Below are 20,216 nucleotides of genomic sequence, written 5' to 3'. Positions count from 1 at the left end.
GGAACCCAGCAACATGAACGCGGCGGTGATGCAGCAAGGCAACCCCATCAAGATCGCGATCCTGGCCATGGGCGGCCAAGGCGGCGGCGTGCTGGCCGACTGGATCGTCGACATGGCCGAGCACGCCGGCTGGTGGGCGCAGACCACCTCGGTGCCCGGCGTGGCGCAGCGCACCGGCGCCACGATCTACTACCTGGAACTGCTGCCCGAGGCCGATGTGCAGCGCGCCGGCCGCCAACCCGCACTGGCGCTGATGCCCACGCCGGGCGACGTGGACCTGGTGGTGGCGGCCGAACTGATGGAAGGCGGCCGGGCCATCCAGCGCGGCCTCGTGACGCCGGACCGCACGGTCCTGATCGCGTCGTCGCACCGCAGTTTTGCGGTCAGCGAGAAGTCCGCGCCCGGCAACGGCATCGCCGATCCCAACAAGGTGCTGGAAGCGGGCCGCGCAGCCGCCGGGCGCTTCCTGTGCTTCGATCTGCAGGACCTGGCGGACCGCGCCGGCAGCGTCATCAGCGCCAGCCTGTTTGGCGCGGTGGCCGGCAGCGGCGCCCTGCCCTTCACCCGCGACGATTTCGAGGCCACCGTGCGCCGCGCGGGCCTGGGCGTGGACGCCAGCCTGCGCGCCTTCGCGCTGGGTTTCGACTCGGCCGCGACGGCGCCGGTCCAGCCCGCCGCCATCGACCTCACGCGGCCCGAGCCGGTGGTGCCCGAACGTGCGGCCAGCCCGCGCGCGCAGGCCTTGCTGGACGCCATCCGGCGCGATTTTCCCGCCTGTGCGCAGCCCATGCTGACCGCGGGCGTGCGCCGCCAGATCGAGTTCCAGGACCTGGCCTACGCCGAAGACTACCTGCGCCGCATGAAGGCCATTCGTGACCTGGATGCGCAATACGGCGGCGATACGCACCAATGGGCGCTGACCTGTGCGGCGGCGCGTTACGTGGCCACCGCCATGGCCTACGACGACGTGATCCGCGTGGCGGACCTCAAGACCCGCGGCACGCGCTTTGACCGCGTGCGCACGGAAGTCGGCGCGCGGCCCGGCCAGCTCGTCGACACGACCGAATTCATGCATCCCCGGCTGGAAGAAATCTGCGGCACGTTGCCGGTGCGGCTGGGCCGCTGGCTGGAAGATTCCAAGGCCTTCGGCGGCTTCGTGGAGCGCCGGCTTGGCAAAGGCCGGCGCCTGCGCAGCGGCACGCTGGGCGGCTTCCTGATGCTGTACACGCTGGCGGGCATGCGGCGGTTCCGCCGCAGCACGCTGCGCCACCAGATCGAGGCCGAATCCCTGGAAACGTGGCTGGCGCTGGTGGCGCGGCTGGCGCCGCGCGACTACGCGCTGGCCGTGGAGACCGTCAATTGCCGCCGCCTGGTCAAGGGCTATAGCGACACCCACACGCGCGGCGGCGGCAAGTACCGGCAGCTCATCGCGGCCGCGGACCAGCTGGTTGGCCGCCCCGATGCCGCCGACGCGCTGCGCGCGCTACGCGACACGGCGCTCGCCAACGTGAAGTGCGAGCCCATGGAACGCCAGATCGCGGAAAAACTGGCCGCCTGAGGCCGACACCAGAAAGAGACAGACATCGTGCAGACACTCAAACTGATCGTCCGGGAAGTCCGGCAGGAATCACCGCTGATCCGCTCGTTCCGGCTGGCGCGCGAAGACGGCGGCACGTTGCCCGCGTTTGGCCCCGGCGCGCACCTGAAGGTGACGGTGCCGGGCCTGCGCGATCCGCGCTGCTATTCGCTGGTGCAGTTGGCGCCCGAAGCCGGCCGCTTTGCCGAGCCGGCGGAATATCGCCTGGGCGTGCGGCTGGAAGACCCCAGTCAGGGCGGATCGCGCCACATGCACGCGCTGGCCGAGGGCGACGTCCTGACCGTGGAAGGCCCCAAGAACGACTTTCCGCTGCATGAATCCCCCGCGGGCGATGAGCCGGTCGTGCTGATCGCAGGCGGCATCGGCATCACGCCCATCGCGTCCATGGCCGCCGCGCTCAAGTCCGACGGCCGCGCCTTCCATCTGCACTACTGCGGCCGCAGCAAGGACCAGCTTGCGTTCCTGCCTGAACTGCAGGCGCTGGCGGGCGGCGACCTGACGCTGCACGCCGACGACGATCCGTCCTGCCGGTTCGATCTGCAGGCGCTGCTTGCCGCGTCCAACCCGCGCCAGCACCTGTATGTCTGTGGTCCAAAGGGCCTGATCGACGCCGTCATCCAGGGCGCGCACGCGCGCCACTGGCCCGACGCCCACATCCATTTCGAACTCTTCACCACGGCCGCCGCGCAGGCTGGCGATCAGGCCTTCGAGGTCGAACTGCGCCAGTCCGGCCGCGTGCTGACGATTCCCGCCGACAAGACCATCGTCGAGGTCATGGAAGACGAAGGCTGCGACCCGATATACGACTGCAAGCGCGGCGAATGCGGCGTCTGCCAGGCCACCGTGCTGGAAGGCGAGCCCGATCACCGCGACTACTACCTGTCCGATACCGAGAAGGCCAGCGGCAAGATCATCCAGATCTGCATCTCGCGCGCCAAGTCCGCGCGCCTGGTGCTGGACCTGTAAGCCCGACGAGGAAGCCATCATGGCCAAATACCGCGACAATCCCGACGCCATCCGCGCGCTGCTCCGCGACACCGAGGTGCACAAGGACCTTTTCATTGACCAGGAACTGTTCGACCTGGAAATGGAGCGCCTGTACGCCAACACCTGGGTCTTCGTCGGGCACGACAGCCAGGTGCCCAACGCCGGCGACTACGTCACCACCACCGTCGGCAACCAGCCCGTGGTGATGGTGCGCCACAGCGACAAGACGGTGCGCGTGCTGCACAACCGCTGCCCGCACAAGGGCACCATGGTCGCGGGCGAGGCCTGCGGCAACACGGGCAAGTTCTTTCGCTGCCCGTATCACGCCTGGACCTTCAAGACCGACGGCAGCCTGCTGTCGATCCCGCTGAAAAAGGGCTACGAAAACACCGGCCTGGAAAACTGCGAAGCCAGCCAGGGGATGGCTGCCGTGAAAGACGTGCGCAACCATCGCGGCTTCGTGTTCTGCCGCTTGAATCCCGAAGGCCAGTCGTTCGAGGAATTCTTCGGCGACTCGCTGTCCACGCTGGACAACATGGTGGACCGGTCTCCCGAAGGCCGCCTGGAAGTCGCGGGCGGCGTGCTGCGCTACATGCACCGCTGCAATTGGAAGATGCTGGTCGACAACCAGACCGACACCTGCCATCCGATGGTCGCGCACGAATCGTCGGCGGGCACGGCCGTCAAGGTCTGGGAACAGGCGCCCGAAGGCACACCCAAGCCGATGGCGGTGGAACTGTTCGCGCCGTTCATCTCGCCGTACGAGTTCTTCGAGAACATGGGGATCCGCGTCTGGGAAAACGGCCACGGGCATACGGGCGTGTCGGACTCGATCCACGCGTCGTACTCGGGCATTCCGGGCTACTGGGAGTCGATGGTGCAAGCCTACGGCGAGGATCGCGCCAAGCAGATCCTGGGCGACGTGCGCCACAACACCGTCTACTTCCCCAACATCATGGTCAAGGGCCCGATCCAGACGCTGCGGATCTTCAAGCCGATTGCCGCGGACCGCACGCTGGTGGAGTCGTGGACGTTCCGCCTGGTGGGCGCGCCGGACCTGCTGCTGGAACGCACCCTCATGTACAACCGGCTCATCAACGCGCCGACGTCCGTGGTCGGCCACGACGACCTGGAAATGTACGAACGCGCGCAGGACGGCCTGCATTCGCGTGCGCGGGACTGGGTGAACGTGGGACGGCTCTACGCGCCTGGCGAGCAGGACCAGAAGAACGTCGTCACCAATGGCACCAACGAATGGCAGATGCGCAACCAATACCGCGCATGGGGCCGCTACATGACCGGACCGGAGTCGGTATGAGCGCAAGCGACCGCGAGTTGATCGATTTTGTCTACGCCGAGGCGCGCCTGCTGGACGAGCTGCGCTTCGAGGACTGGCTGGACCTGTACACCGAGGACGGCTACTACTGGATGCCGCTGGCGCACGGCCAGACCGATGCGAAGCTGCATGCGTCGCTGATGTATGAAGACAAGCTGCTGCTGCGCGTACGTGTGGAGCGGCTGGCGGGCCAGCGCACGTTTTCGCAGCAGCCCAAGAGCCGCTGCCATCATCTGCTGCAGGCGCCCACGGTCGAACATGACCACCCGGAGGCCGCGCCATCCGAGGGGCGTCACGTCGTGCGCACCGCCTTCCATTACGTCGAGACGCGGCAGGACGCGCAGACGCTGTATGCGGGCTGGGCGACGCATCACCTGGTGGAGCAGGACGGCGCGCTGCGCATCCGCTTGAAGCGCGTGGACCTCGTCAACTGCGACGCTGCGTTCGGCAACATCCAACTGTTCATGTAGGAGCGGACCGTGACCGCCACCGTCCACCAGGCATTTGCCGACACCGCCTCCCGCCACGGCGGCCAGCCGTTCCTGTGCATCCTGCCCGAAACCGCCGAGGCCTATGGCATCGCTGCGGGGGAATTGACCTACGCCGCAGCGGCCGACGCCATCGAGACGCTGCGCGCCGCGTATGCCGCCGCCGGCTACGGCCATGGCCACCGCGCGGGGCTGCTGCTGGAGAACCGTCCCGCCTTCTTTCTGCACTGGTTCGCGCTGAATGCGCTGGGCGTGTCGGTTGTGCCGATCAACCCGGACCTGCGCGCCGCCGAACTGGAGTACCTGGCCGGCCACTCCGAGATCGCGCTGGCGGTCGCCCTGCCCGGGCGCCACGCGGACCTGCTGGCCGCCGCGCAACGCGCGGGCCGCGAGCTGCGTGTGATGGGGCCGGACGATGCGCCGCCCGCCGCGCCGTTCCCGGCGCCATTGCAAGCCACGGCGCTGTCGGAACTGACCGAGTGTGCGCTGCTCTACACGTCCGGCACGACCGGCCGGCCGAAAGGCTGCATCCTGCCCAACCGCTATTTCCTGCACGCGGGCGGCTGGTACGCACGCATCGGCGGGCTTGCCGCGTTGCGGCCGGGACAGGAACGCATGCTGACGCCGCTGCCGCTGGTGCACATGAACGCCATGGCGTATTCGGCGATGGCGATGGTGCTGACGGGCGGCTGCCTGATTCCGCTGGACCGCTTCCACCCGCGCTCGTGGTGGGACAGCGTGCGCGAATCGCGCGCCACCGTGCTGCACTATCTGGGCGTCATGCCCGCCATTCTGATGAAGGCCGAGCCCACCCCGCAGGATCTGCAGCCCGCCATCCGCTTCGGCTTCGGCGCGGGCGTGGACCGCAAGCTGCATGCGCCCTTCGAGGCGCGGTTCGGCTTTCCGCTGCTGGAAGCCTGGGCCATGACCGAGACCGGCGCGGGCGCCGTCATCATCGCCAACCAGGAACCGCGCCACGTCGGCACCAGCAGCTTCGGCAGCGAGGAAGCTGACGTCGAGGTGCGCATTGTGACCGACGCGGGTGAACCGGCCGCCATTGGCGAGCCGGGCGAACTGCTGGTGCGCCATGCCGGGGAAGATCCGCGCTATGGCTTTTTTGCCGGCTACCTGAAGGACGAGGCCGCCACCAACGAAGCCTGGGAAGGCGGCTGGTTCCACACCGGCGACATCGTGCGCCGCGAGGCGGACGGTGCACTGCGCTTCGTGGACCGCAAGAAGAACGTGATCCGCCGCAGCGGTGAGAACATCTCGGCCGTGGAAGTGGAGAGCGTGCTGATGCAGCATCCGCTGGTCAAGGCGGTGGCGGTGGCCGCCGTGCCGGATCCGGTGCGCGGCGACGAAGTGCTGGCGTGCGTGGTGCCCGAGTCCACGCCCGCCGACGCGGACGCGATGGCCGAGGCCGCGCGCAGCATCGTGCAATGGTCGCTGTCGCAGCTGGCGTATTACAAGGCGCCCGGCTATGTGGCATTCGTGGACAGCCTGCCGCTCACCACCACCAACAAGATCCAGCGCGGCGAAATGAAGGCGCTGGCGCCCGGCCTGCCGGGCACGGCGCGCTGCGTGGACACCTGCCATCTGAAGAAGCGTCCGGCCGAAGGGGCCCACCGATGAGCCGCCTGGGCTACGACGGCGTGGTGGCGGCCCTGCCCGTCACGATTCCGTACGAACGCTATTCCACGCACGCCGCGCACTGGTGGCTGGGCCGCGCACTGGGCGCGCTGATCCGGCAGTCCGGGTTGGCCAAGACCGACGTCGATGGCCTGTGCGTGTCCAGCTTCACGCTGGCGCCCGATACCGCGGTCGGCCTGGTCCAGCACCTGGGCATGACGCCGCGCTGGCTCGATCACATTCCGATGGGCGGCGCGAGCGGCGTGGCCGCGCTGCGCCGTGCGGCGCGCGCCGTGCAGGCGGGCGACGCCAACATCGTGGCTTGCCTGGCCGGCGACACGAACCACGTGGACTCGTTCCGCAACACGGTCAGCCAGTTCTCGCGCTTTGCGCAGGACGCCGTCTACCCGTACGGCGCGGGCGGCCCGAACGCCAGCTTTGCCCTGCTGACCGCCAACTACATGCGCGAGACGGGCGCCACGCGCGAAGACTTCGGCAAGCTCTGCGTGGCCCAGCGCGACAACGCCCTGCGCTATCCGCACGCGCTGATGAAAAAGCCGCTGACGCTGGCGCAGTATCTGGACGCGCGCGTCATCACCGAGCCGATCCACCTGTTCGATTGCGTCATGCCGTGCGCCGGGGCCGACGCATTCCTGGTCATGAGCGAGGACCGCGCCCGCGCGCTGAAGCTGCCTTACGCGCGCATCCTGTCGACCATCGAGCGCCACAACGCCTGGATCGACGATCCGATCCAGACGCGGGGAGGCTGGACCATGGACGTGGACGAGCTGTACGGGCAAGCCAACGCCGCGCCGGCCGACATGGACTTCCTGCAGGCCTACGACGACTATCCCGTCATCAACCTGATGCAGATGGAAGACCTGGGTTTCTGCGAAAAAGGCGCTGCGCCGCAATTCGTGCGGGACAACAGCTTTACCGTGGACGGCAGCTTTCCGTTCAACACCAATGGCGGCCAGTTGTCGGTCGGCCAGGCCGGCGCGGCCGGCGGCTATCTGGGCATGGTCGAGGCGCTGCGCCAGTTGACCGGCACGGCCGGCGGCACGCAGGTCAGCGATGCGAAGCTGGGCATGGTGAGCGGCTTCGGCATGATCAATTACGACCGCGGGCTGTGCACGGCCGCGGCCATCCTGGCAAGGAGCGACGCATGACCGAGCCGCTGACCAAGCCGCCTCGCAAGAATCCCGTCGCGCGCACCCGGCAGCCCACGCTGCCGCCGGGCTCGCGCAGCCGCAGCGCGCTGGGGCTGACCGCTGCCGCCGCCGAAGGGCGTTTCGATCTGCAGACCTGCGCCGAGTGCGGCACGGTGCAGTATCCGCCGCGCGAGGTCTGCGGCCATTGCCTGTCCGAACACCTGCCGTGGCGGCCCGCCGATCCGAACGGCGTGCTGCTGGTCAGCACCACGCTGCATCACAGCAACGACCTGTATTTCCGCGAACGCCTGCCCTGGCGCGTGGGCACGGTGCGGATGGACGCCGGTCCTTCCGTCGTGGCGCACGTCCACCAGGACTGCGCCGACGGCGGCCGCGTGCGCCTCGCGTTGAAACTGGATCGCAGCGGCCAGGCCGTGATGATCGCCCTGCCCGAAAGGAATACGCCGAACATGGAAGACGACAAGACACTGCGCGAGACCTCGTGCGATCCGAAATTCCGCCGCGTGCTGGTCACGGACGGCAAGTCGGCCGTCGGTCAGGCCGTGGCGCGCGCGCTGCTGGACGCGGGCAGCCCGATGATCTTTCTGGGCGATCCGCAGGCGTGGAAGCGTGACGCCGCGTTTGACGCGCTGGCGGCCGATCCGCGCGTGCAGGCGGTGACGCTGGACGTGACCGACACCGATTCCGTCGAACGCGTGGCGGCTTCCATCGGCGGCAAGGTCGAGATCCTGGTGAACACGGCGGACCTGGAGCGCGAAGGCGGACTGCTTAGCCGCAAGGACGTGAACACCGCGCGCGACGCGATGGACGTCAACGTACTGGGCCTGATGCGGCTGGCGCAGAGCTTCGGCCCCGCGCTGTGCGGCCGCGCCGCCGACGGCGTGAACAATGCCGCCGCGTGGGTCAACGTACTGTCGATCTACGCGCACATGAACTTGCCATCGCGCGGCATGTGGTCGGCGTCCAAGGCCGCCGCGCTATCGCTGGCGCAATGCCTGCGCGCCGAAATGCGTGGCGCGGGCGTGCGGGTGGTGAACGTGTTTCCCGGCCCGGTTGATCACGAATGGGAGCAACGCACGCCGCCGCCGCGCGTGGCGCCGGCTGCGATCGCCGCCGCGATTGTGCGCGCGTTGAAGGACGGTATCGAAGACGTGTACGTGGGCGACGTTGCGCAGGAATTCCGCGCGCGGCTGGCCGAGAACCCGAAGGGACTGGAACGGGAGCTGGGCGCGGGCGGCTGACCGCCTGCCCCGCGCGTCGTCCCCCAACAAGCACCAACAGGAGAGCACCGTGAGTCAACCCATTCTTGCCCAATTCATGACCGAGCTGGTCTCTGGCCGCATCCGCCTGGTGGACCTGACCGAGACGCTGACGCCGGAGTTTCCCACCATCGTGCTGCCACCGGAATTCGGCCAGGCGTGGCCGTTCCGGATCGAGGAAATCTCGCGCTATGACGAGCGCGGGCCGGCCTGGTACTGGAACAACTTCTCGTGCTCGGAACACACCGGCACGCACTTCGACGCCCCCGCGCACTGGGTCACGGGCAAGGACCAGCCGGACAACACGGTGGACACGATTCCCATCGACGCCTTCATCGCCAGCGCCTGCGTGATCGACTGTTCCGCCGAAGCGGCCGGCAATCCGGACTTTTTGCTGACCATCGACTTCGTCAAGAAATGGGAAGAACAGCACGGCCGCATCCCCGCAAGGTCGTGGGTGCTGATGCGCACCGACTGGTCCAAGCGCGCCAAACCCGCCGACTACCTGAACATGCAGGCTGACGGCGCGCATTCTCCCGGGCCGGATGCCGAGGTCGTGCCCTGGCTCATCAAGGAGCGCGACGTGCACGGGTTCGGCACCGAGTCGGTGGGCACGGACGCGGGACAAGCCCAGCACCTGGATCCGCCCTACCCCTGCCACTACTACATGCACGGCAACAACCGCTACGGCCTGCAGTGCCTGACCAACCTGGACCAGCTGCCGGCCACCGGCGCGGTGATCTTCTCGGCGCCGCTCAAGATCCGCAGCGGCTCGGGCAGTCCGCTGCGCGTGCTGGCGCTGGCGCCCACGGCCTGATCGCGGCCGGACCATACCAATAAATCAAGGGGGAACCATGACGCAAACCCATGTGGCCATCGTGACCGGCGGCAGCGCCGGCATCGGGGCGGAAATCTGCCGCAGCATGCTGGATGCGGGCTACGAGGTGATCTCGATGGCACGCCGCGCCGCGGACTTCTCGCATCCGCGCCTGCACAACGTGCAGGTCGACCTGCTTGACGCCACCGCGACCGCGCAGGCGGGCGCCGAAGCCGCCGCCCAATTTCCGATCAGCCACGTTATCCACAACGCCGGCGTGATCTGGCCGAATCTGCTGCCGCAGGTCACGCAGGAAGAGCTGCATGGTCTGACGCAGATCCATCTGGGCGCCGCCATCAGCCTGGTGCAGGCCGCGCTGCCAGGCATGCAGGAACGCAAGTTCGGCCGCATCGTGATGATGTCGTCGCGCGGCGCGCTGGGCCTGCCCACGCGCACCGCCTATTCGGCCACCAAGGCCGGCATGGTGGGCATGGCCCGCACCTGGTCGCTGGAACTGGCGCCATACGGCATCACGGTCAACGTGGTGGCGCCCGGCCCCATCCAGACCGACATGTTCTACGAGGTGATCGAAGCCGGCAGCGAACGCGAAAGGCAGCTTGCCGAGGGCATCCCGGTCAAGCGGCTGGGCCGTTCGGACGACGTGGCGCGCGCCGTCATGTTCTTTGCCGATCCCGCCAACAGCTTCGTGACCGGCCAGACGCTGTTCGTCTGCGGCGGCGCGAGCGTCAGCTCAATCACCATCTGACCGTCGCTTCGGGTTTTGACGGATAGGTAAGCACCGGGACCCGGGTCTACAGTGCTGATCCTTGAAGGTAAGAAACTTTAAGCAACAAGTATTCCCGCAGTTCCCGTTTTCTCCGCTTTCCAGCCGCACTCCCACTCTGCTCCCTACCCCGGAGGTTTTGCCATGCTGTCGAAGAAACTCCCCCTGGCCGCCGTCGCTGCCGTCGCCGCCCTGTTCGCCCTGCCCGCCTTGGCCCAAGTCAAGGTCGGCGTGGTCACCTCGTCCACCGGCCCCACCGCGCTGGTCGGGATTCCGCAAAAGAACACGGTGCCGCTGCTGCCCAAGAAGATCGGCGACCTGACCGTGGAATACATCTCGCTGGATGACGCCAGCGACTCGACCAACTCGGTCACGGCCTTCAAGAAGCTGATCACGGAGCAGAACGTGGACGCGCTGATCGGCCCGTCGGGTTCGCCCAACGCCATGGGCGTGATCCAGTTCGCCGCCGAGGCCGGCGTGCCGATGCTGGCGCCGGTGGGCACCGCCGCGGTGGTGCTGCCGATGAACGATCAGAAGAAGTGGGTGTTCAAGACCACGCAGAACGACGACATCATCGCGCGCGCGCTGGTGGACCACATGGCCAAGACCGGCATCAAGACTGTCGGCTTCATCGGTCTGAACGACCCGTACGGCGAGAATTGGTACAAGGTGTTCTCGGGCCTGGCCGCGGAAAAGGGCATCAAGATCGCCGCCAACGAACGCTACCTGCGCTTTGACAGCTCGGTCACCGGCCAGGCGCTGAAGATCCTGGCCGCCAAGCCCGACGCCGTGCTGGTCGCCGCCCCCGGCGCCGCCAGCGTGCTGCCGCAGACGACGCTGTTCGATCAGGGCTACAAGGGCAAGTTCTACCAGACCCACGGCGCCGCGCTGCCCGACTTCCTGAAGCTGGGCGGCAAGAAGGTCGAAGGCACGGTGCTGGCCGCCAGCCTGATGCTGGTGCTGCCGGAAATGCCGGACAGCAACCCGTCCAAGAAGGTGGCCACCGAGTACATCGCCGCCTACGAAAAGCTCAACGGCTCCAAGCCCGCCACCTTCGGCGCCAACGTCTATGACGCCGGCCTGCTGCTGGAAAAGGCCGTGCCGATCGCCGAGAAGGCCGGCAAGCCGGGCACCAAGGAGTTCCGCAGCGCCCTGCGCGACGCGCTGGAACAGACCAAGGAGCTGGTCGGCACGCAAGGCGTCTACAACATGAGCGCCGCCGACCACAGCGGCTTTGACGAACGCGGCCGCGAGCTCATCACCGTCAAGGACGGCAACTGGACCCTAGTTAAGTAAAACGAGCGCCCCACGCTCACATGCTCTGCGGGGCGTCGCCAGGAAGCAGGCTCCGCGCGTCCCATCGGGATGCCGCGGATCCGGCTCCGCCGGTCCGCAGGCATGCCCCTGGGGGAAAGCGCGCAGCGCTTCGGGGGGGAAATCAGCTTTTCGGAATTTCGCATGAATGCTCAGATTGCTCTGATACTCGGGCAGGACGGCATCACCAATGGCGCCATCTACGCGCTCTTGGCGTTGTCCATCCTGCTCGTCTTCACCGTCACCCGCGTCCTGTTCATCCCGCAGGGCGAGTTCGTCGCCTTTGGCGCGCTCACCATGGCCGCCATGCAGGCCGGCAAGCCCATCCTGCTGGTGTGGCTGCTGCTTGCGTTCGCGCTGGCCGAGGTCATCGCCGATCTGATGGCGCGCCGCAAGCGCCCCGCGCGCGGCCGCACCCACTGGCGCATGGCCGCCAAGGTGATCTATCCGCTGGCGCTGGCGCTGCTGCTGTACCGCCTGCCGCTCGCGCAACTGCCGATGGCGGTGCAGGCGCTGCTGACGTTGCTGTTGCTGGTGCCGATGGGTCCGCAGCTCTATCGCCTGTTCTATCAGCCGATCGCGTCGGCCTCGACGCTGGTGCTGCTGATCGTATCCATCGCGGTCCACCTGGCGCTGGTCGGCCTGGGCCTGCTGGCGTTTGGCGCGGAAGGCGCGCGCACCGCGCCGTTCAGCGACGCCAGCATGACGCTCGGCCCGGTCAATGTGAACAGCCAGGCGCTGTGGGTGGTGGCGGTGTCAGTGGTGCTGATCGTCGTGCTGTACCAGTTCTTTGAACGCTCGATGTACGGCAAGGCGCTGCGCGCCGCGGCGTTCAACCGCATCGGCGCGCGCCTGATGGGCATCTCGCCCGTGTTCGCGGGCAAGGCCACGTTCTTTCTGGCCGCGTTGATCGGCACCGTGTCGGGCATCCTGATCGCACCCATCACCACCATGTATTTCGATTCGGGCTTCATGGTCAGCCTGAAAGGCTTCGTGGGCGCGATCATCGGCGGGCTGGTGAGCTATCCGCTGGCGGCCGCGGGCGCCGTGCTGGTCGGGCTGATCGAAGCCTTCTCGTCGTTCTGGGCCAGCGCCTACAAGGAAATCATCGTGTTCACGCTGATCATCCCCGTGCTGCTCTGGCGTTCACTCAACAGCCATCACGTCGAGGAAGAAGACGAATGACCCCGCGCCACATCCTCCTCGCCTTCCTGGCTCTGCTGGCGCTCGGCCCCCTGGTGCTGCCGCCGTTTTACGTGACCTTGCTGAACTACATCGGTCTGTATGCGCTGGTCGCGCTGGGCCTGGTGCTGCTGACCGGCGTCGGCGGCCTGACCAGCTTCGGCCAGGCCGCCTTCGTGGGCGTGGGCGCCTATACGACGGCGCTGCTCACCACCCGCGCGGACACGCTGCCGTCGTGGCTCGGCTGGCTGGGCGCATCGCCCTGGCTCACGCTGCTGGCCGGCCTGGCGCTGACGCTGGCGCTGGCCTACCTGCTGGGCGCGATCACGCTGAAGCTGTCCGGCCACTTCCTGCCGCTGGGCACCATCGCCTGGGGGCTGTCGCTGTACTTCGTCTTCGGCTCGGTCGAAGGGCTGGGCGGCCACACCGGTATCCCGGACATTCCGGCCATCAGCCTGTTCGGCTGGACGCTCAACCAGGGCGGCAACATCTATTACCTGATCTGGGCGTTCCTGCTGGTCGCCGTGTGGTCTACGCAGAACCTGCTGGACTCGCGCGAAGGCCGCGCCATCCGCGCGCTCAAGGGCGGGCGCGTAATGGCCGAATCCATGGGCGTGGACACGGCGCGCTCGCGCATGGTGATCTTCGTCATCGCGGCGCTGCAGGCCTGCGCGTCGGGGTGGCTGTACGCGCACATGCAGCGCTTCGTGAACCCCAACCCCTTCGGCCTGCAGATGGGCATCGAATACCTGTTCATGACCGTCATCGGCGGCGCCGGACAGGTGTGGGGCGCGCTGGTCGGCGCGGGCGTCTTCACGGTGCTCAAGCAATGGCTGCAGGACCTGCTGCCCAAGGTGCTGGGCCAGACCGGCAACTTCGAAGTGATCGTCTTCGGCTTCGGCATGGTGCTGCTGCTGCACCGCGCCCGCAGCGGCCTGTGGCCGGTGCTGACGCGCTGGGTGCCCGTCAAGCGCAAGCCGCGCCATGTCGACATGACGGCCGAACCGCTGCCCCGGCGCACCATGCCGCCGCGCGGCGAGGTGGTGCTGAAAGCCGTGGACGTGACGCGCAAGTTCGGCGGCCTGGTGGCCAACAACGCCATGAACCTGGAGATCCGCGCGGGCGAAGTGCTGGCGCTGATCGGCCCCAATGGCGCGGGCAAGAGCACGATGTTCAATCAGATCTCGGGCGTGGACACGCCGACGTCGGGACAGGTGACGCTGCTGGGCCAGCCGGTGGCCGGCGTGGGCGCACGCAAGATTGCGCGCCTGGGTCTGTCGCGCACGTTCCAGCACGTGCGGTTGCTGGGCCGCATGAGCGTGCTGGAAAACGTGGCCATCGGCGCGCACCTGCGCGGGCATCGCGGCGTGCTGCCGGCCGCCTGGCGGCTGGACCGGCCCGAAGAGGCGCGCCTGCTGGCCGAAGCCACGCGTCAGGTCGAGCGCGTGGGGCTGGGCAAGCATCTGCATGACGAGGCGGGCTCGCTGGCGCTGGGCCAGCAGCGCATCCTGGAGATCGCGCGCGCGCTGGCGTCCGACCCGTGCATCCTGCTGCTGGACGAACCCGCGGCCGGCCTGCGCTATCAAGAGAAATGCGAGCTGGCCGAGCTGCTCAAGCGCCTGCGCGCCGAAGGCATGGCCATCCTGCTTGTCGAACACGACATGGATTTCGTGATGGGGCTGGTGGATCGCGTGGTGGTCATGGACTTCGGCGAAAAGATCGCCGAAGGCCTGCCGGCAGAGATCCAGCAGAATCCCGCGGTGCTTGAAGCGTATCTGGGCGGAGTGGAAGAATGAGCGCGAAACTGCTGCAAGTGCGCGACCTGCGCGTGGCCTACGACAAGGTCGAGGCGGTCTCCGGCGTCAGCCTGGAAGTGGGCGAAGGCCAGATCGTGACCGTGATCGGTCCCAACGGCGCGGGCAAGACCACGCTGCTGTCGGCCATCATGGGCGTGCTGCCGTCACAGGGCGGCATCACCTTCGGCGGCAAGGCGCAGGAGCACGCCGAAATCGAGGAAATGGTCGCCGCGGGCATGAATCTGGTGCCCGAAAAGCGCGAGCTTTTCGCGGAAATGACGGTCGAGGACAACCTCATGCTGGGCGCCTTCGACCGCTATCGCCGCAGCCTGCGCGACCAGGATCAGACGCTGGCCGAGGTCTTTGAACTGTTTCCCCGGCTGCAGGAACGGCGCGCGCAATTGGCCGGCACGCTATCCGGCGGCGAGCGCCAGATGCTGGCTGTGGGCCGCGCGCTGATGGCCAAACCCCGCCTGCTGATGCTGGACGAACCCAGCCTGGGGCTGGCGCCGCGCATCGTGCGTGAAGTGTTCCGCATCGTCGCGCGGCTGCGCGAGATGGGCGTGTCCATCCTCTTGATCGAACAGAACGCGCGCGCCGCGCTGCAGGTGGCCGATTACGCCTATGTGCTGGAAACCGGAACGGTGACGCTGGAAGGTCCGGCGGCCGAGGTGGCGCAGGATCCGCGCGTCGTGGAGGTCTATCTGGGACTGGGGCACGGCGCGCCTGCGTGACGCAGGCTGCCGGGTCGGCCGGCTGGGTCAGGCCACGCCGCGACGCCGATCGCGGCGGTACAGCGCATACCCCAGCGGGTACATGACGGCCACGAGGAAAGTCGCGACCGGATGGGTCAGCCGGTAGGCCTGCATTGCCGTCGGCACGCCCGAATGCTTCAGGTGCAGGCGAAAACGCGTGTAGCGCGCCGCCGCCATCATGAATTCGCGCGGGCGGTAGCGGAAGAATTCCAGGTGATGCTGCAACATGTCCCACGCCAGCAGGTACAGGCCCTGGGCGTTGTTGCTGACGGACACCGCGCCCTGGCTCAGGCCACCGGGCGTGTCGTGATAGGTGCGCACCACGCGGTTGATGAAGCGGCTGAGATACCCCGCACGCGCCACCGCCCACCACACCAGGCTTTCGGGCACGAAGCCCGCCACGTCCTCGGGAAACGGGTACTTGCGCAGGATGTCCGTGCTCATACAGCCGAATTTCTCGCCCTTGATGCGGTAGCGGAAATACACGTCGACGGCAGTGCTGTCGAACACGTCCTGCGGATAACGGTCGCCGACGATGGTGCCGTCGGGCCGCGCGCACAGCCCGGTAATGGCGAAATACGAGTCGCGGCGCGCGGGCGGAATCGCGTTCCAGGCCTCATGGAAAATGGCCAGCGCGTCCGGCGGCATTTCGTCGTCGCTATCCAGGCCCACGATCATCTGGCCGCGCGCCTCGCGCACGCCACGATTGAAGGCGGTCTTCTTGTGCTGATTGTTCTGCCAGACATAGCGGATCGGAAAATCCGCCAGCGATTGCCAATGCAGGATGGACTCGTGCGTGTTGTCGGTGGAGCCGTCGTCCACCACCACCCATTCAAAATCCCGGAAAGTCTGCTGGCAGAGCGATTCGTAGACGCGGTGCAGGGTTCCTGCCCGGTTGTAGGTCGGCGTCAGAACGGTGAAAAAAATCGGTGTATCGGTCATGCCTGCTGTGCCCCTTGCGATCTTCCAGAAACCGCTGCGGTCTTGGTTCTTATGATTTCGCCTGAAGTGTAGGGGATATGCCTCGGGGAACCGATTCCACGGCTTTGGAATTTGCAATCAAATCTGACAAACCGTGCGGTTTTTTTTTGATGCCATGCGCCGCGCCGGACGTTGGCCGCAGGGCATCGTGGCGTAAACTCGGGCGGCCCAATTCGGAACGCCTATGGAAGCCTCGACCGTCCAGCTCAATGACATCGCCTTGTTCGTGGAGGTTGCCAAGCGCAAGAGCTTCAGCCAGGCCGCGCGCGCGCTGGACATGCCGACGTCGACGCTGTCGCGCCGGATCAACGAACTGGAACGCGCGATCGGGCTGCGGCTCATCAACCGCAACACGCGCCGGCTGGATCTGACCGACGCGGGCGCGGCCTACATGCGCCGGTGCCAGGGCCTCATCGACGAAGCCCGGCTGGCGCACGAGCAACTGCTGTCGTTGTCAGGCGGCCCGTCGGGCAATCTGCGCGTCTCCATGCCGTACAGCCTGGCCATCTGGCTGCTGCCCGAGACCATCAGCGATTTCACCGATCGCTATCCCGAAGTGGAATGCGAGTTCGACCTGAGCATGATGACGGCCTCCGACGCGCAGGGCACGCCGTTCGACATCGTGCTGCGGTTCGGCCGCGAAGCCGACTATCCGGGCGCCTCCGCCGACAACGGCAATGGCAACGGCACGCCGCATCGCGCCATCGAGGGCGCCGTGGTGCATGAGCTGGTCTCGCTGGAAACGCATCTGTACGCGTCCGACAGCTATATCGCGCGTCATGGCGAGCCGCAGACGCCGGCCGATCTGTCGCAGCACCAGTGCCTGCGCACGACCATCGACGAAGCCCATTCGTACTGGACGCTGAATAACGGCGCGATTTCGCAGCGCGTGGCCGTGCACGGACATCTGGCCGCCAACAACATGAGCATCGCGGGCACGCTGGCCGGCCTGGACCTGGCCATCACGCGCATGCCGCATTGCCTGGCGCTGGAACCGATCATCCAGCGCAACTCGCTGCGGCGCGTGTTGCCGGGCTGGTCGGTGGATCCGATCTCGATCTATGTGGTTTTCCCTTCCAGCATCCAGCCGGCCAAGACCCGCGCGTTCATGGATTTCATCCGGCCCAAGCTCGGGGCCCCGCAGGCCTGACGAAAAAAAAACCGCAGGGCTCGCGCCTTGCGGTTTTTCTTTGATCAGGCCAAGCGGGTCCGAAGACCTGCCGGCCGAACGCATCATTTAGACGCGCTTGATCTTTTCCAGCATCTTGAACACGCCCTTGGGCGACTTGACGAACAAGCGCTTGAAAGCCTTGCCCAGGCAACGGCGTTCCAGGGTGTTACGACGCACGCGTTTGCGTTCAGCCATGTTGATTCTCCTGTTGAATTTGCGGAAAGTGGCCCGCACAACCGGAAACCGGACTGGCGGAAAAAATTCGGATAACTTGGCATTTTAGCCTGAAATCCGAATCGGACGCCAATGGGCGGATTTCAAAGGCGCCAACCGGGGCTTACGCACCGCCTGAAACAAACAGGGACAAATCGGCGGCGGATACGCGAAGGCGCCAAGGCGCGGCGCAATATGGCCGGACCGCGTCCGTCTCACCCGCTGCACCGCCGCCCTGCCGCGCTCAGCCCGACGTTTCCTTCAGCCGTTCCCACACCTGCTCCGCCCGCGGCAGCGGATCGACCGCGCCGTAGCCCAGCGTGGACAGCGCCGCCGCGGCATTGGCATAACGCACGGCGTCTTCCCAGGCATCGCCCTGGCAACGCCGCGCCAGCAGGCTGCCGGCAAAGCAGTCGCCCGCGCCGGTCGCGTCCACGGCCTGCACCCGCAGCGCCGGCATCGCCGTGCGGCTGCGGCCGTCGTCAATGATGGAACCGTCCTTGCCCAGCTTCAGCACCACCACGCCCGGCGCGCCGCCGTCGCGGATCCAGTCCAGCGTGCGCTCCGGGTCGTCGTTGCCGGTCAGGTGCTGCATGTCGTCCATGCTGGGCAGAAACACGTCCGCCGTGCGCATGGCTTCGCGCAGGATGGCGCGGGCGCGGTCCACGGGCCACAGGCGCAACCGCAGATTGGAATCCAGGCTGACCTGCGCGCCAGCGGCATGCGCGCGCTCGATGGCGGCGAAGACCGTATCGCAGGCGGTGGTGCTGATCGCCATGCTGATGCCCGACACGTGCAGGAAACGCGTGCGTTCGATCAGGCCTGCGTCCAGGCTGGCCGGCGTCATCAGGCTGGCGGCCGAGCCGCGCCGCAGATAGCTGAAAGCATGGCCGTCAGGTCCGTGCTGCACGAAATACAGGCCGGTGTGCGCGTCATCGTCGACCTCTACGCCGGACGTGTCGACGCCCTCGTTCTGCCACAGGTCCAGGAACTGCTTGCCGAAGGCGTCATTGCCGACCCGGGTCAGGTATGCGCAGCGCGCGCCCTGGCGGGCGGCTGCGATCACCGCGTTGGAGGTGTCGCCGCCGAATCCCTGCAGGTATTGCCGTTGGCCGTCGTGCGTCTGGTTCAGCTCGACCAGCGGCTCGCCCAGCGCGACGATGTCGAAGTCAGCCATGAGCGGCCTCGCGGGTCCGGGTGATCTGCGCCACCAGCGCGGCGGTGTCGCGCGACGCGAAGGCGGCCTTGTCGTAGAGGTTGCTGCCGATGCCGACCAGGCCGGCGCCGGCCGCGAAATACGTACCCATGTTTTCCTGCGTGATGCCGCCCGTGGGGCAGAAGATCGTGTCCGGGTACACCGACTTCAGCGCGGCCAGGTGCTTGGGGCCGCCGGTGTCCGCCGGGAACACCTTCACCACGTCCACGCCGGCGCGGCGCGCGGCCAGGACTTCGCTCGGGGTGAACGCGCCCAGCATGCACAGCGCGTCGGCGGCGTGGGCCATATCCACGATCTCGTGCGCCAGCGCGGGCGACACCAGGAAGTCGGCGCCCGCCACCAGCGCGTCGCGCGCCTGCGACTCGTCCAGCACTGTACCCACGCCCAGCAGCAGGCTGGCGCCGTGCTTGTCGCGCAGCGCGCGCACCAGATCTGTGACGTTCGGAATGGTCCAGGTCAGTTCCAGCGTGGTGCAGCCGGCCGACACCGCGACTTCGGCGGCATAGGCCGCGGCGGCCGCGTCGGTGTAGCGCAGGACGGGCACGACGCGGGCGGCCAACAGGGCGGCAAGCTTGGAGGCGGTGGGAGCAGCGGTTGCGGTCATGGATTTCCTCTGGGGCTGACGATCAGGCGCCGCCGGACGTTACCGGCAGGACGGCGAGTTTGGCTGCGGCGGCATCACGCAGCCGCAGCAAGGGTTCGATATAGGCGGACTGCGGATCGCCACGGCGGCGGAACAGCAGCGTGCTGACGCTGACGCCCGCGACGGGACGCCCTGCCCCGTCGCACAGCGCGACGCCGTAGCAGACGATGCCGGGTTCGTTTTCCTCGTTGTCGACAGCGTAGCCTTGCCGAGCCGCCACGCCCAGCGCCTCGCGCAGCGCGGGCAGAGTGGTCAGCGTGGCGGGCAACCGGGCCGGCATCGGCAGCGCGTGCAGCAGGCGCTCGCGCGCGGGCTCGTCCAGCGCGGCCAGATAGGCCTTGCCGACGGCACTGGAATGCAGCGCGACGGACGCCCCCACGCGCGACACCATGCGCACGGGGCCGGGGCTTTCCAGTTTGTCGATATAGATCATCTCGTGGCCCGCGGGCACGGCCAGATGGACGGTTTCGCCGGTCTGGTCGCGCAGCGCCTGCAGTTCGGGCGCCAGCGCGGCGCGCAGATCGAACTGGGACCATGCCTTGCTGGCCAGCGACATCAGGCGCGGCCCCAGGCGATACGCGCCGCTGGATTCTGTGACCATCCCCTGTTCGGCCAGCGCCGCCAGGATGCGGTAGACGGTAGGACGGGGATAGCCGCAGTCACGGGCAAGCATGGCGGCCGTCGGCGGCTGCGGCGCATCGGCCACCGCCTGCAATACCGCCATGAATTTTCCGAACGCTGCCGCGCCCGCGACCTTGGATTCCTGCACTCATGTCCCCAAATACATGCGATAGCCCAGGCCAGATCCGCAACGCGGCAAGCGCGAATATCAGACGAATCTGCGATACTGTTTATTTGTACAGCTACCGAGGCGCC

The 20,216-nt window shown here is 67.4% G+C and carries 19 protein-coding genes; 14 read left to right on the top strand and 5 right to left on the bottom strand.

From position 1 onward, the window contains the following. Nucleotides 1–13 precede the first annotated feature (13 nt). From AC6CIE_RS09550 to AC6CIE_RS09490, 13 genes are all read left to right on the top strand, one after another. Nucleotides 14–1,558: an indolepyruvate oxidoreductase subunit beta family protein gene (locus AC6CIE_RS09550; RefSeq protein WP_498092153.1), complete on the top strand. Its 1,545-nt coding sequence runs from the start codon at nucleotides 14–16 to the stop codon at nucleotides 1,556–1,558. 27 nt (nucleotides 1,559–1,585) lie between these two features. After that, nucleotides 1,586–2,563 carry a PDR/VanB family oxidoreductase gene (locus AC6CIE_RS09545; RefSeq protein ID WP_498092152.1) on the top strand — a complete coding sequence of 326 codons (978 nt, stop codon included), beginning with the start codon at nucleotides 1,586–1,588 and terminating at the stop codon, nucleotides 2,561–2,563. A gap of 19 nt (nucleotides 2,564–2,582) precedes the next feature. Then, complete coding sequence (locus tag AC6CIE_RS09540; RefSeq protein WP_498092151.1) at nucleotides 2,583–3,902, top strand: aromatic ring-hydroxylating dioxygenase subunit alpha; 1,320 nt, start codon at nucleotides 2,583–2,585, stop codon at nucleotides 3,900–3,902. After that, on the top strand, nucleotides 3,899–4,390 hold the full coding sequence (locus AC6CIE_RS09535; protein WP_291378794.1) for an aromatic-ring-hydroxylating dioxygenase subunit beta: 492 nt from the start codon (nucleotides 3,899–3,901) through the stop codon (nucleotides 4,388–4,390). The genes AC6CIE_RS09540 and AC6CIE_RS09535 overlap by 4 nt, the downstream gene beginning before the upstream one ends. A 9-nt stretch (nucleotides 4,391–4,399) precedes the next feature. Next, nucleotides 4,400–6,040, top strand: a complete 1,641-nt coding sequence (locus AC6CIE_RS09530; RefSeq protein WP_498092150.1) for an AMP-binding protein — start codon at nucleotides 4,400–4,402, stop codon at nucleotides 6,038–6,040. Next, complete coding sequence (locus AC6CIE_RS09525) at nucleotides 6,037–7,206, top strand: thiolase family protein (protein ID WP_498092149.1); 1,170 nt, start codon at nucleotides 6,037–6,039, stop codon at nucleotides 7,204–7,206. Before AC6CIE_RS09530 ends, AC6CIE_RS09525 begins: the two co-directional genes overlap by 4 nt. Next, on the top strand, nucleotides 7,203–8,450 hold the full coding sequence (locus AC6CIE_RS09520; RefSeq protein ID WP_498092148.1) for an SDR family NAD(P)-dependent oxidoreductase: 1,248 nt from the start codon (nucleotides 7,203–7,205) through the stop codon (nucleotides 8,448–8,450). The genes AC6CIE_RS09525 and AC6CIE_RS09520 overlap by 4 nt, the downstream gene beginning before the upstream one ends. Nucleotides 8,451–8,499: 49 nt before the next feature. Next, nucleotides 8,500–9,285 carry a cyclase family protein gene (locus tag AC6CIE_RS09515; protein ID WP_152383539.1) on the top strand — a complete coding sequence of 262 codons (786 nt, stop codon included), beginning with the start codon at nucleotides 8,500–8,502 and terminating at the stop codon, nucleotides 9,283–9,285. Between the two features lie 37 nt (nucleotides 9,286–9,322). Further along, complete coding sequence (locus tag AC6CIE_RS09510; RefSeq protein ID WP_175123223.1) at nucleotides 9,323–10,051, top strand: SDR family NAD(P)-dependent oxidoreductase; 729 nt, start codon at nucleotides 9,323–9,325, stop codon at nucleotides 10,049–10,051. 162 nt (nucleotides 10,052–10,213) lie between these two features. Next, complete coding sequence (locus AC6CIE_RS09505) at nucleotides 10,214–11,365, top strand: ABC transporter substrate-binding protein (protein WP_498092147.1); 1,152 nt, start codon at nucleotides 10,214–10,216, stop codon at nucleotides 11,363–11,365. Nucleotides 11,366–11,527: 162 nt separating this feature from the next. Further along, a complete protein-coding gene (locus AC6CIE_RS09500) occupies nucleotides 11,528–12,568 on the top strand; it encodes a branched-chain amino acid ABC transporter permease (RefSeq protein WP_175184095.1) in 1,041 nt (346 codons plus the stop codon). Then, entirely contained in the window at nucleotides 12,565–14,361 is a 1,797-nt protein-coding gene (locus AC6CIE_RS09495; RefSeq protein WP_495602203.1) for an ABC transporter permease subunit, read from the top strand. Before AC6CIE_RS09500 ends, AC6CIE_RS09495 begins: the two co-directional genes overlap by 4 nt. Further along, nucleotides 14,358–15,095: an ABC transporter ATP-binding protein gene (locus tag AC6CIE_RS09490; protein ID WP_498092146.1), complete on the top strand. Its 738-nt coding sequence runs from the start codon at nucleotides 14,358–14,360 to the stop codon at nucleotides 15,093–15,095. Before AC6CIE_RS09495 ends, AC6CIE_RS09490 begins: the two co-directional genes overlap by 4 nt. 27 nt (nucleotides 15,096–15,122) lie before the next feature. Here AC6CIE_RS09490 and AC6CIE_RS09485 read toward each other — a convergent pair whose 3' ends face one another. Further along, nucleotides 15,123–16,058, bottom strand: coding sequence for a glycosyltransferase family 2 protein (locus AC6CIE_RS09485; protein ID WP_498092145.1), 936 nt, complete (start codon nucleotides 16,056–16,058; stop codon nucleotides 15,123–15,125). Between the two features lie 223 nt (nucleotides 16,059–16,281). Here AC6CIE_RS09485 and AC6CIE_RS09480 point away from each other — a divergent pair, with 223 nt between their 5' ends. Continuing rightward, entirely contained in the window at nucleotides 16,282–17,247 is a 966-nt protein-coding gene (locus tag AC6CIE_RS09480) for a LysR family transcriptional regulator (RefSeq protein WP_175123229.1), read from the top strand. 87 nt (nucleotides 17,248–17,334) lie between these two features. On the opposite strand, the gene AC6CIE_RS09475 is transcribed toward AC6CIE_RS09480, so the two are convergent. From AC6CIE_RS09475 to AC6CIE_RS09460, 4 genes are all read right to left on the bottom strand, one after another. Then, nucleotides 17,335–17,463, bottom strand: a complete 129-nt coding sequence (locus AC6CIE_RS09475; RefSeq protein ID WP_006226408.1) for a hypothetical protein — start codon at nucleotides 17,461–17,463, stop codon at nucleotides 17,335–17,337. A 262-nt stretch (nucleotides 17,464–17,725) separates the two neighbouring features. Beyond that, complete coding sequence (locus AC6CIE_RS09470) at nucleotides 17,726–18,658, bottom strand: sugar kinase (RefSeq protein WP_218344936.1); 933 nt, start codon at nucleotides 18,656–18,658, stop codon at nucleotides 17,726–17,728. After that, nucleotides 18,651–19,301 carry a bifunctional 4-hydroxy-2-oxoglutarate aldolase/2-dehydro-3-deoxy-phosphogluconate aldolase gene (locus AC6CIE_RS09465; protein WP_218344937.1) on the bottom strand — a complete coding sequence of 217 codons (651 nt, stop codon included), beginning with the start codon at nucleotides 19,299–19,301 and terminating at the stop codon, nucleotides 18,651–18,653. Before AC6CIE_RS09465 ends, AC6CIE_RS09470 begins: the two co-directional genes overlap by 8 nt. 22 nt (nucleotides 19,302–19,323) lie before the next feature. Next, nucleotides 19,324–20,109: an IclR family transcriptional regulator gene (locus AC6CIE_RS09460; RefSeq protein WP_370633071.1), complete on the bottom strand. Its 786-nt coding sequence runs from the start codon at nucleotides 20,107–20,109 to the stop codon at nucleotides 19,324–19,326. Between the last annotated feature and the right edge of the window lie 107 nt (nucleotides 20,110–20,216).

The organism is Achromobacter sp. GQ309 (assembly GCF_059759315.1).
This window is presented reverse-complemented; position numbering and strand designations above follow the sequence as displayed.

What these genes read in the sequence shown, in the direction of transcription:
- AC6CIE_RS09550 (WP_498092153.1), top strand. Translation starts at nt 14, where the DNA reads ATGAACGCGGCGGTGATGCAGCAAGGCAACCCCATCAAGATCGCGATC.
- AC6CIE_RS09540 (WP_498092151.1), top strand. Translation starts at nt 2,583, where the DNA reads ATGGCCAAATACCGCGACAATCCCGACGCCATCCGCGCGCTGCTCCGC.
- AC6CIE_RS09535 (WP_291378794.1), top strand. Translation starts at nt 3,899, where the DNA reads ATGAGCGCAAGCGACCGCGAGTTGATCGATTTTGTCTACGCCGAGGCG.
- AC6CIE_RS09525 (WP_498092149.1), top strand. Translation starts at nt 6,037, where the DNA reads ATGAGCCGCCTGGGCTACGACGGCGTGGTGGCGGCCCTGCCCGTCACG.
- AC6CIE_RS09520 (WP_498092148.1), top strand. Translation starts at nt 7,203, where the DNA reads ATGACCGAGCCGCTGACCAAGCCGCCTCGCAAGAATCCCGTCGCGCGC.
- AC6CIE_RS09510 (WP_175123223.1), top strand. Translation starts at nt 9,323, where the DNA reads ATGACGCAAACCCATGTGGCCATCGTGACCGGCGGCAGCGCCGGCATC.
- AC6CIE_RS09505 (WP_498092147.1), top strand. Translation starts at nt 10,214, where the DNA reads ATGCTGTCGAAGAAACTCCCCCTGGCCGCCGTCGCTGCCGTCGCCGCC.
- AC6CIE_RS09500 (WP_175184095.1), top strand. Translation starts at nt 11,528, where the DNA reads ATGAATGCTCAGATTGCTCTGATACTCGGGCAGGACGGCATCACCAAT.
- AC6CIE_RS09495 (WP_495602203.1), top strand. Translation starts at nt 12,565, where the DNA reads ATGACCCCGCGCCACATCCTCCTCGCCTTCCTGGCTCTGCTGGCGCTC.
- AC6CIE_RS09490 (WP_498092146.1), top strand. Translation starts at nt 14,358, where the DNA reads ATGAGCGCGAAACTGCTGCAAGTGCGCGACCTGCGCGTGGCCTACGAC.
- AC6CIE_RS09485 (WP_498092145.1), bottom strand. Translation starts at nt 16,058, where the DNA reads ATGACCGATACACCGATTTTTTTCACCGTTCTGACGCCGACCTACAAC.
- AC6CIE_RS09480 (WP_175123229.1), top strand. Translation starts at nt 16,282, where the DNA reads ATGGAAGCCTCGACCGTCCAGCTCAATGACATCGCCTTGTTCGTGGAG.
- AC6CIE_RS09475 (WP_006226408.1), bottom strand. Translation starts at nt 17,463, where the DNA reads ATGGCTGAACGCAAACGCGTGCGTCGTAACACCCTGGAACGCCGTTGC.
- AC6CIE_RS09470 (WP_218344936.1), bottom strand. Translation starts at nt 18,658, where the DNA reads ATGGCTGACTTCGACATCGTCGCGCTGGGCGAGCCGCTGGTCGAGCTG.
- AC6CIE_RS09465 (WP_218344937.1), bottom strand. Translation starts at nt 19,301, where the DNA reads ATGACCGCAACCGCTGCTCCCACCGCCTCCAAGCTTGCCGCCCTGTTG.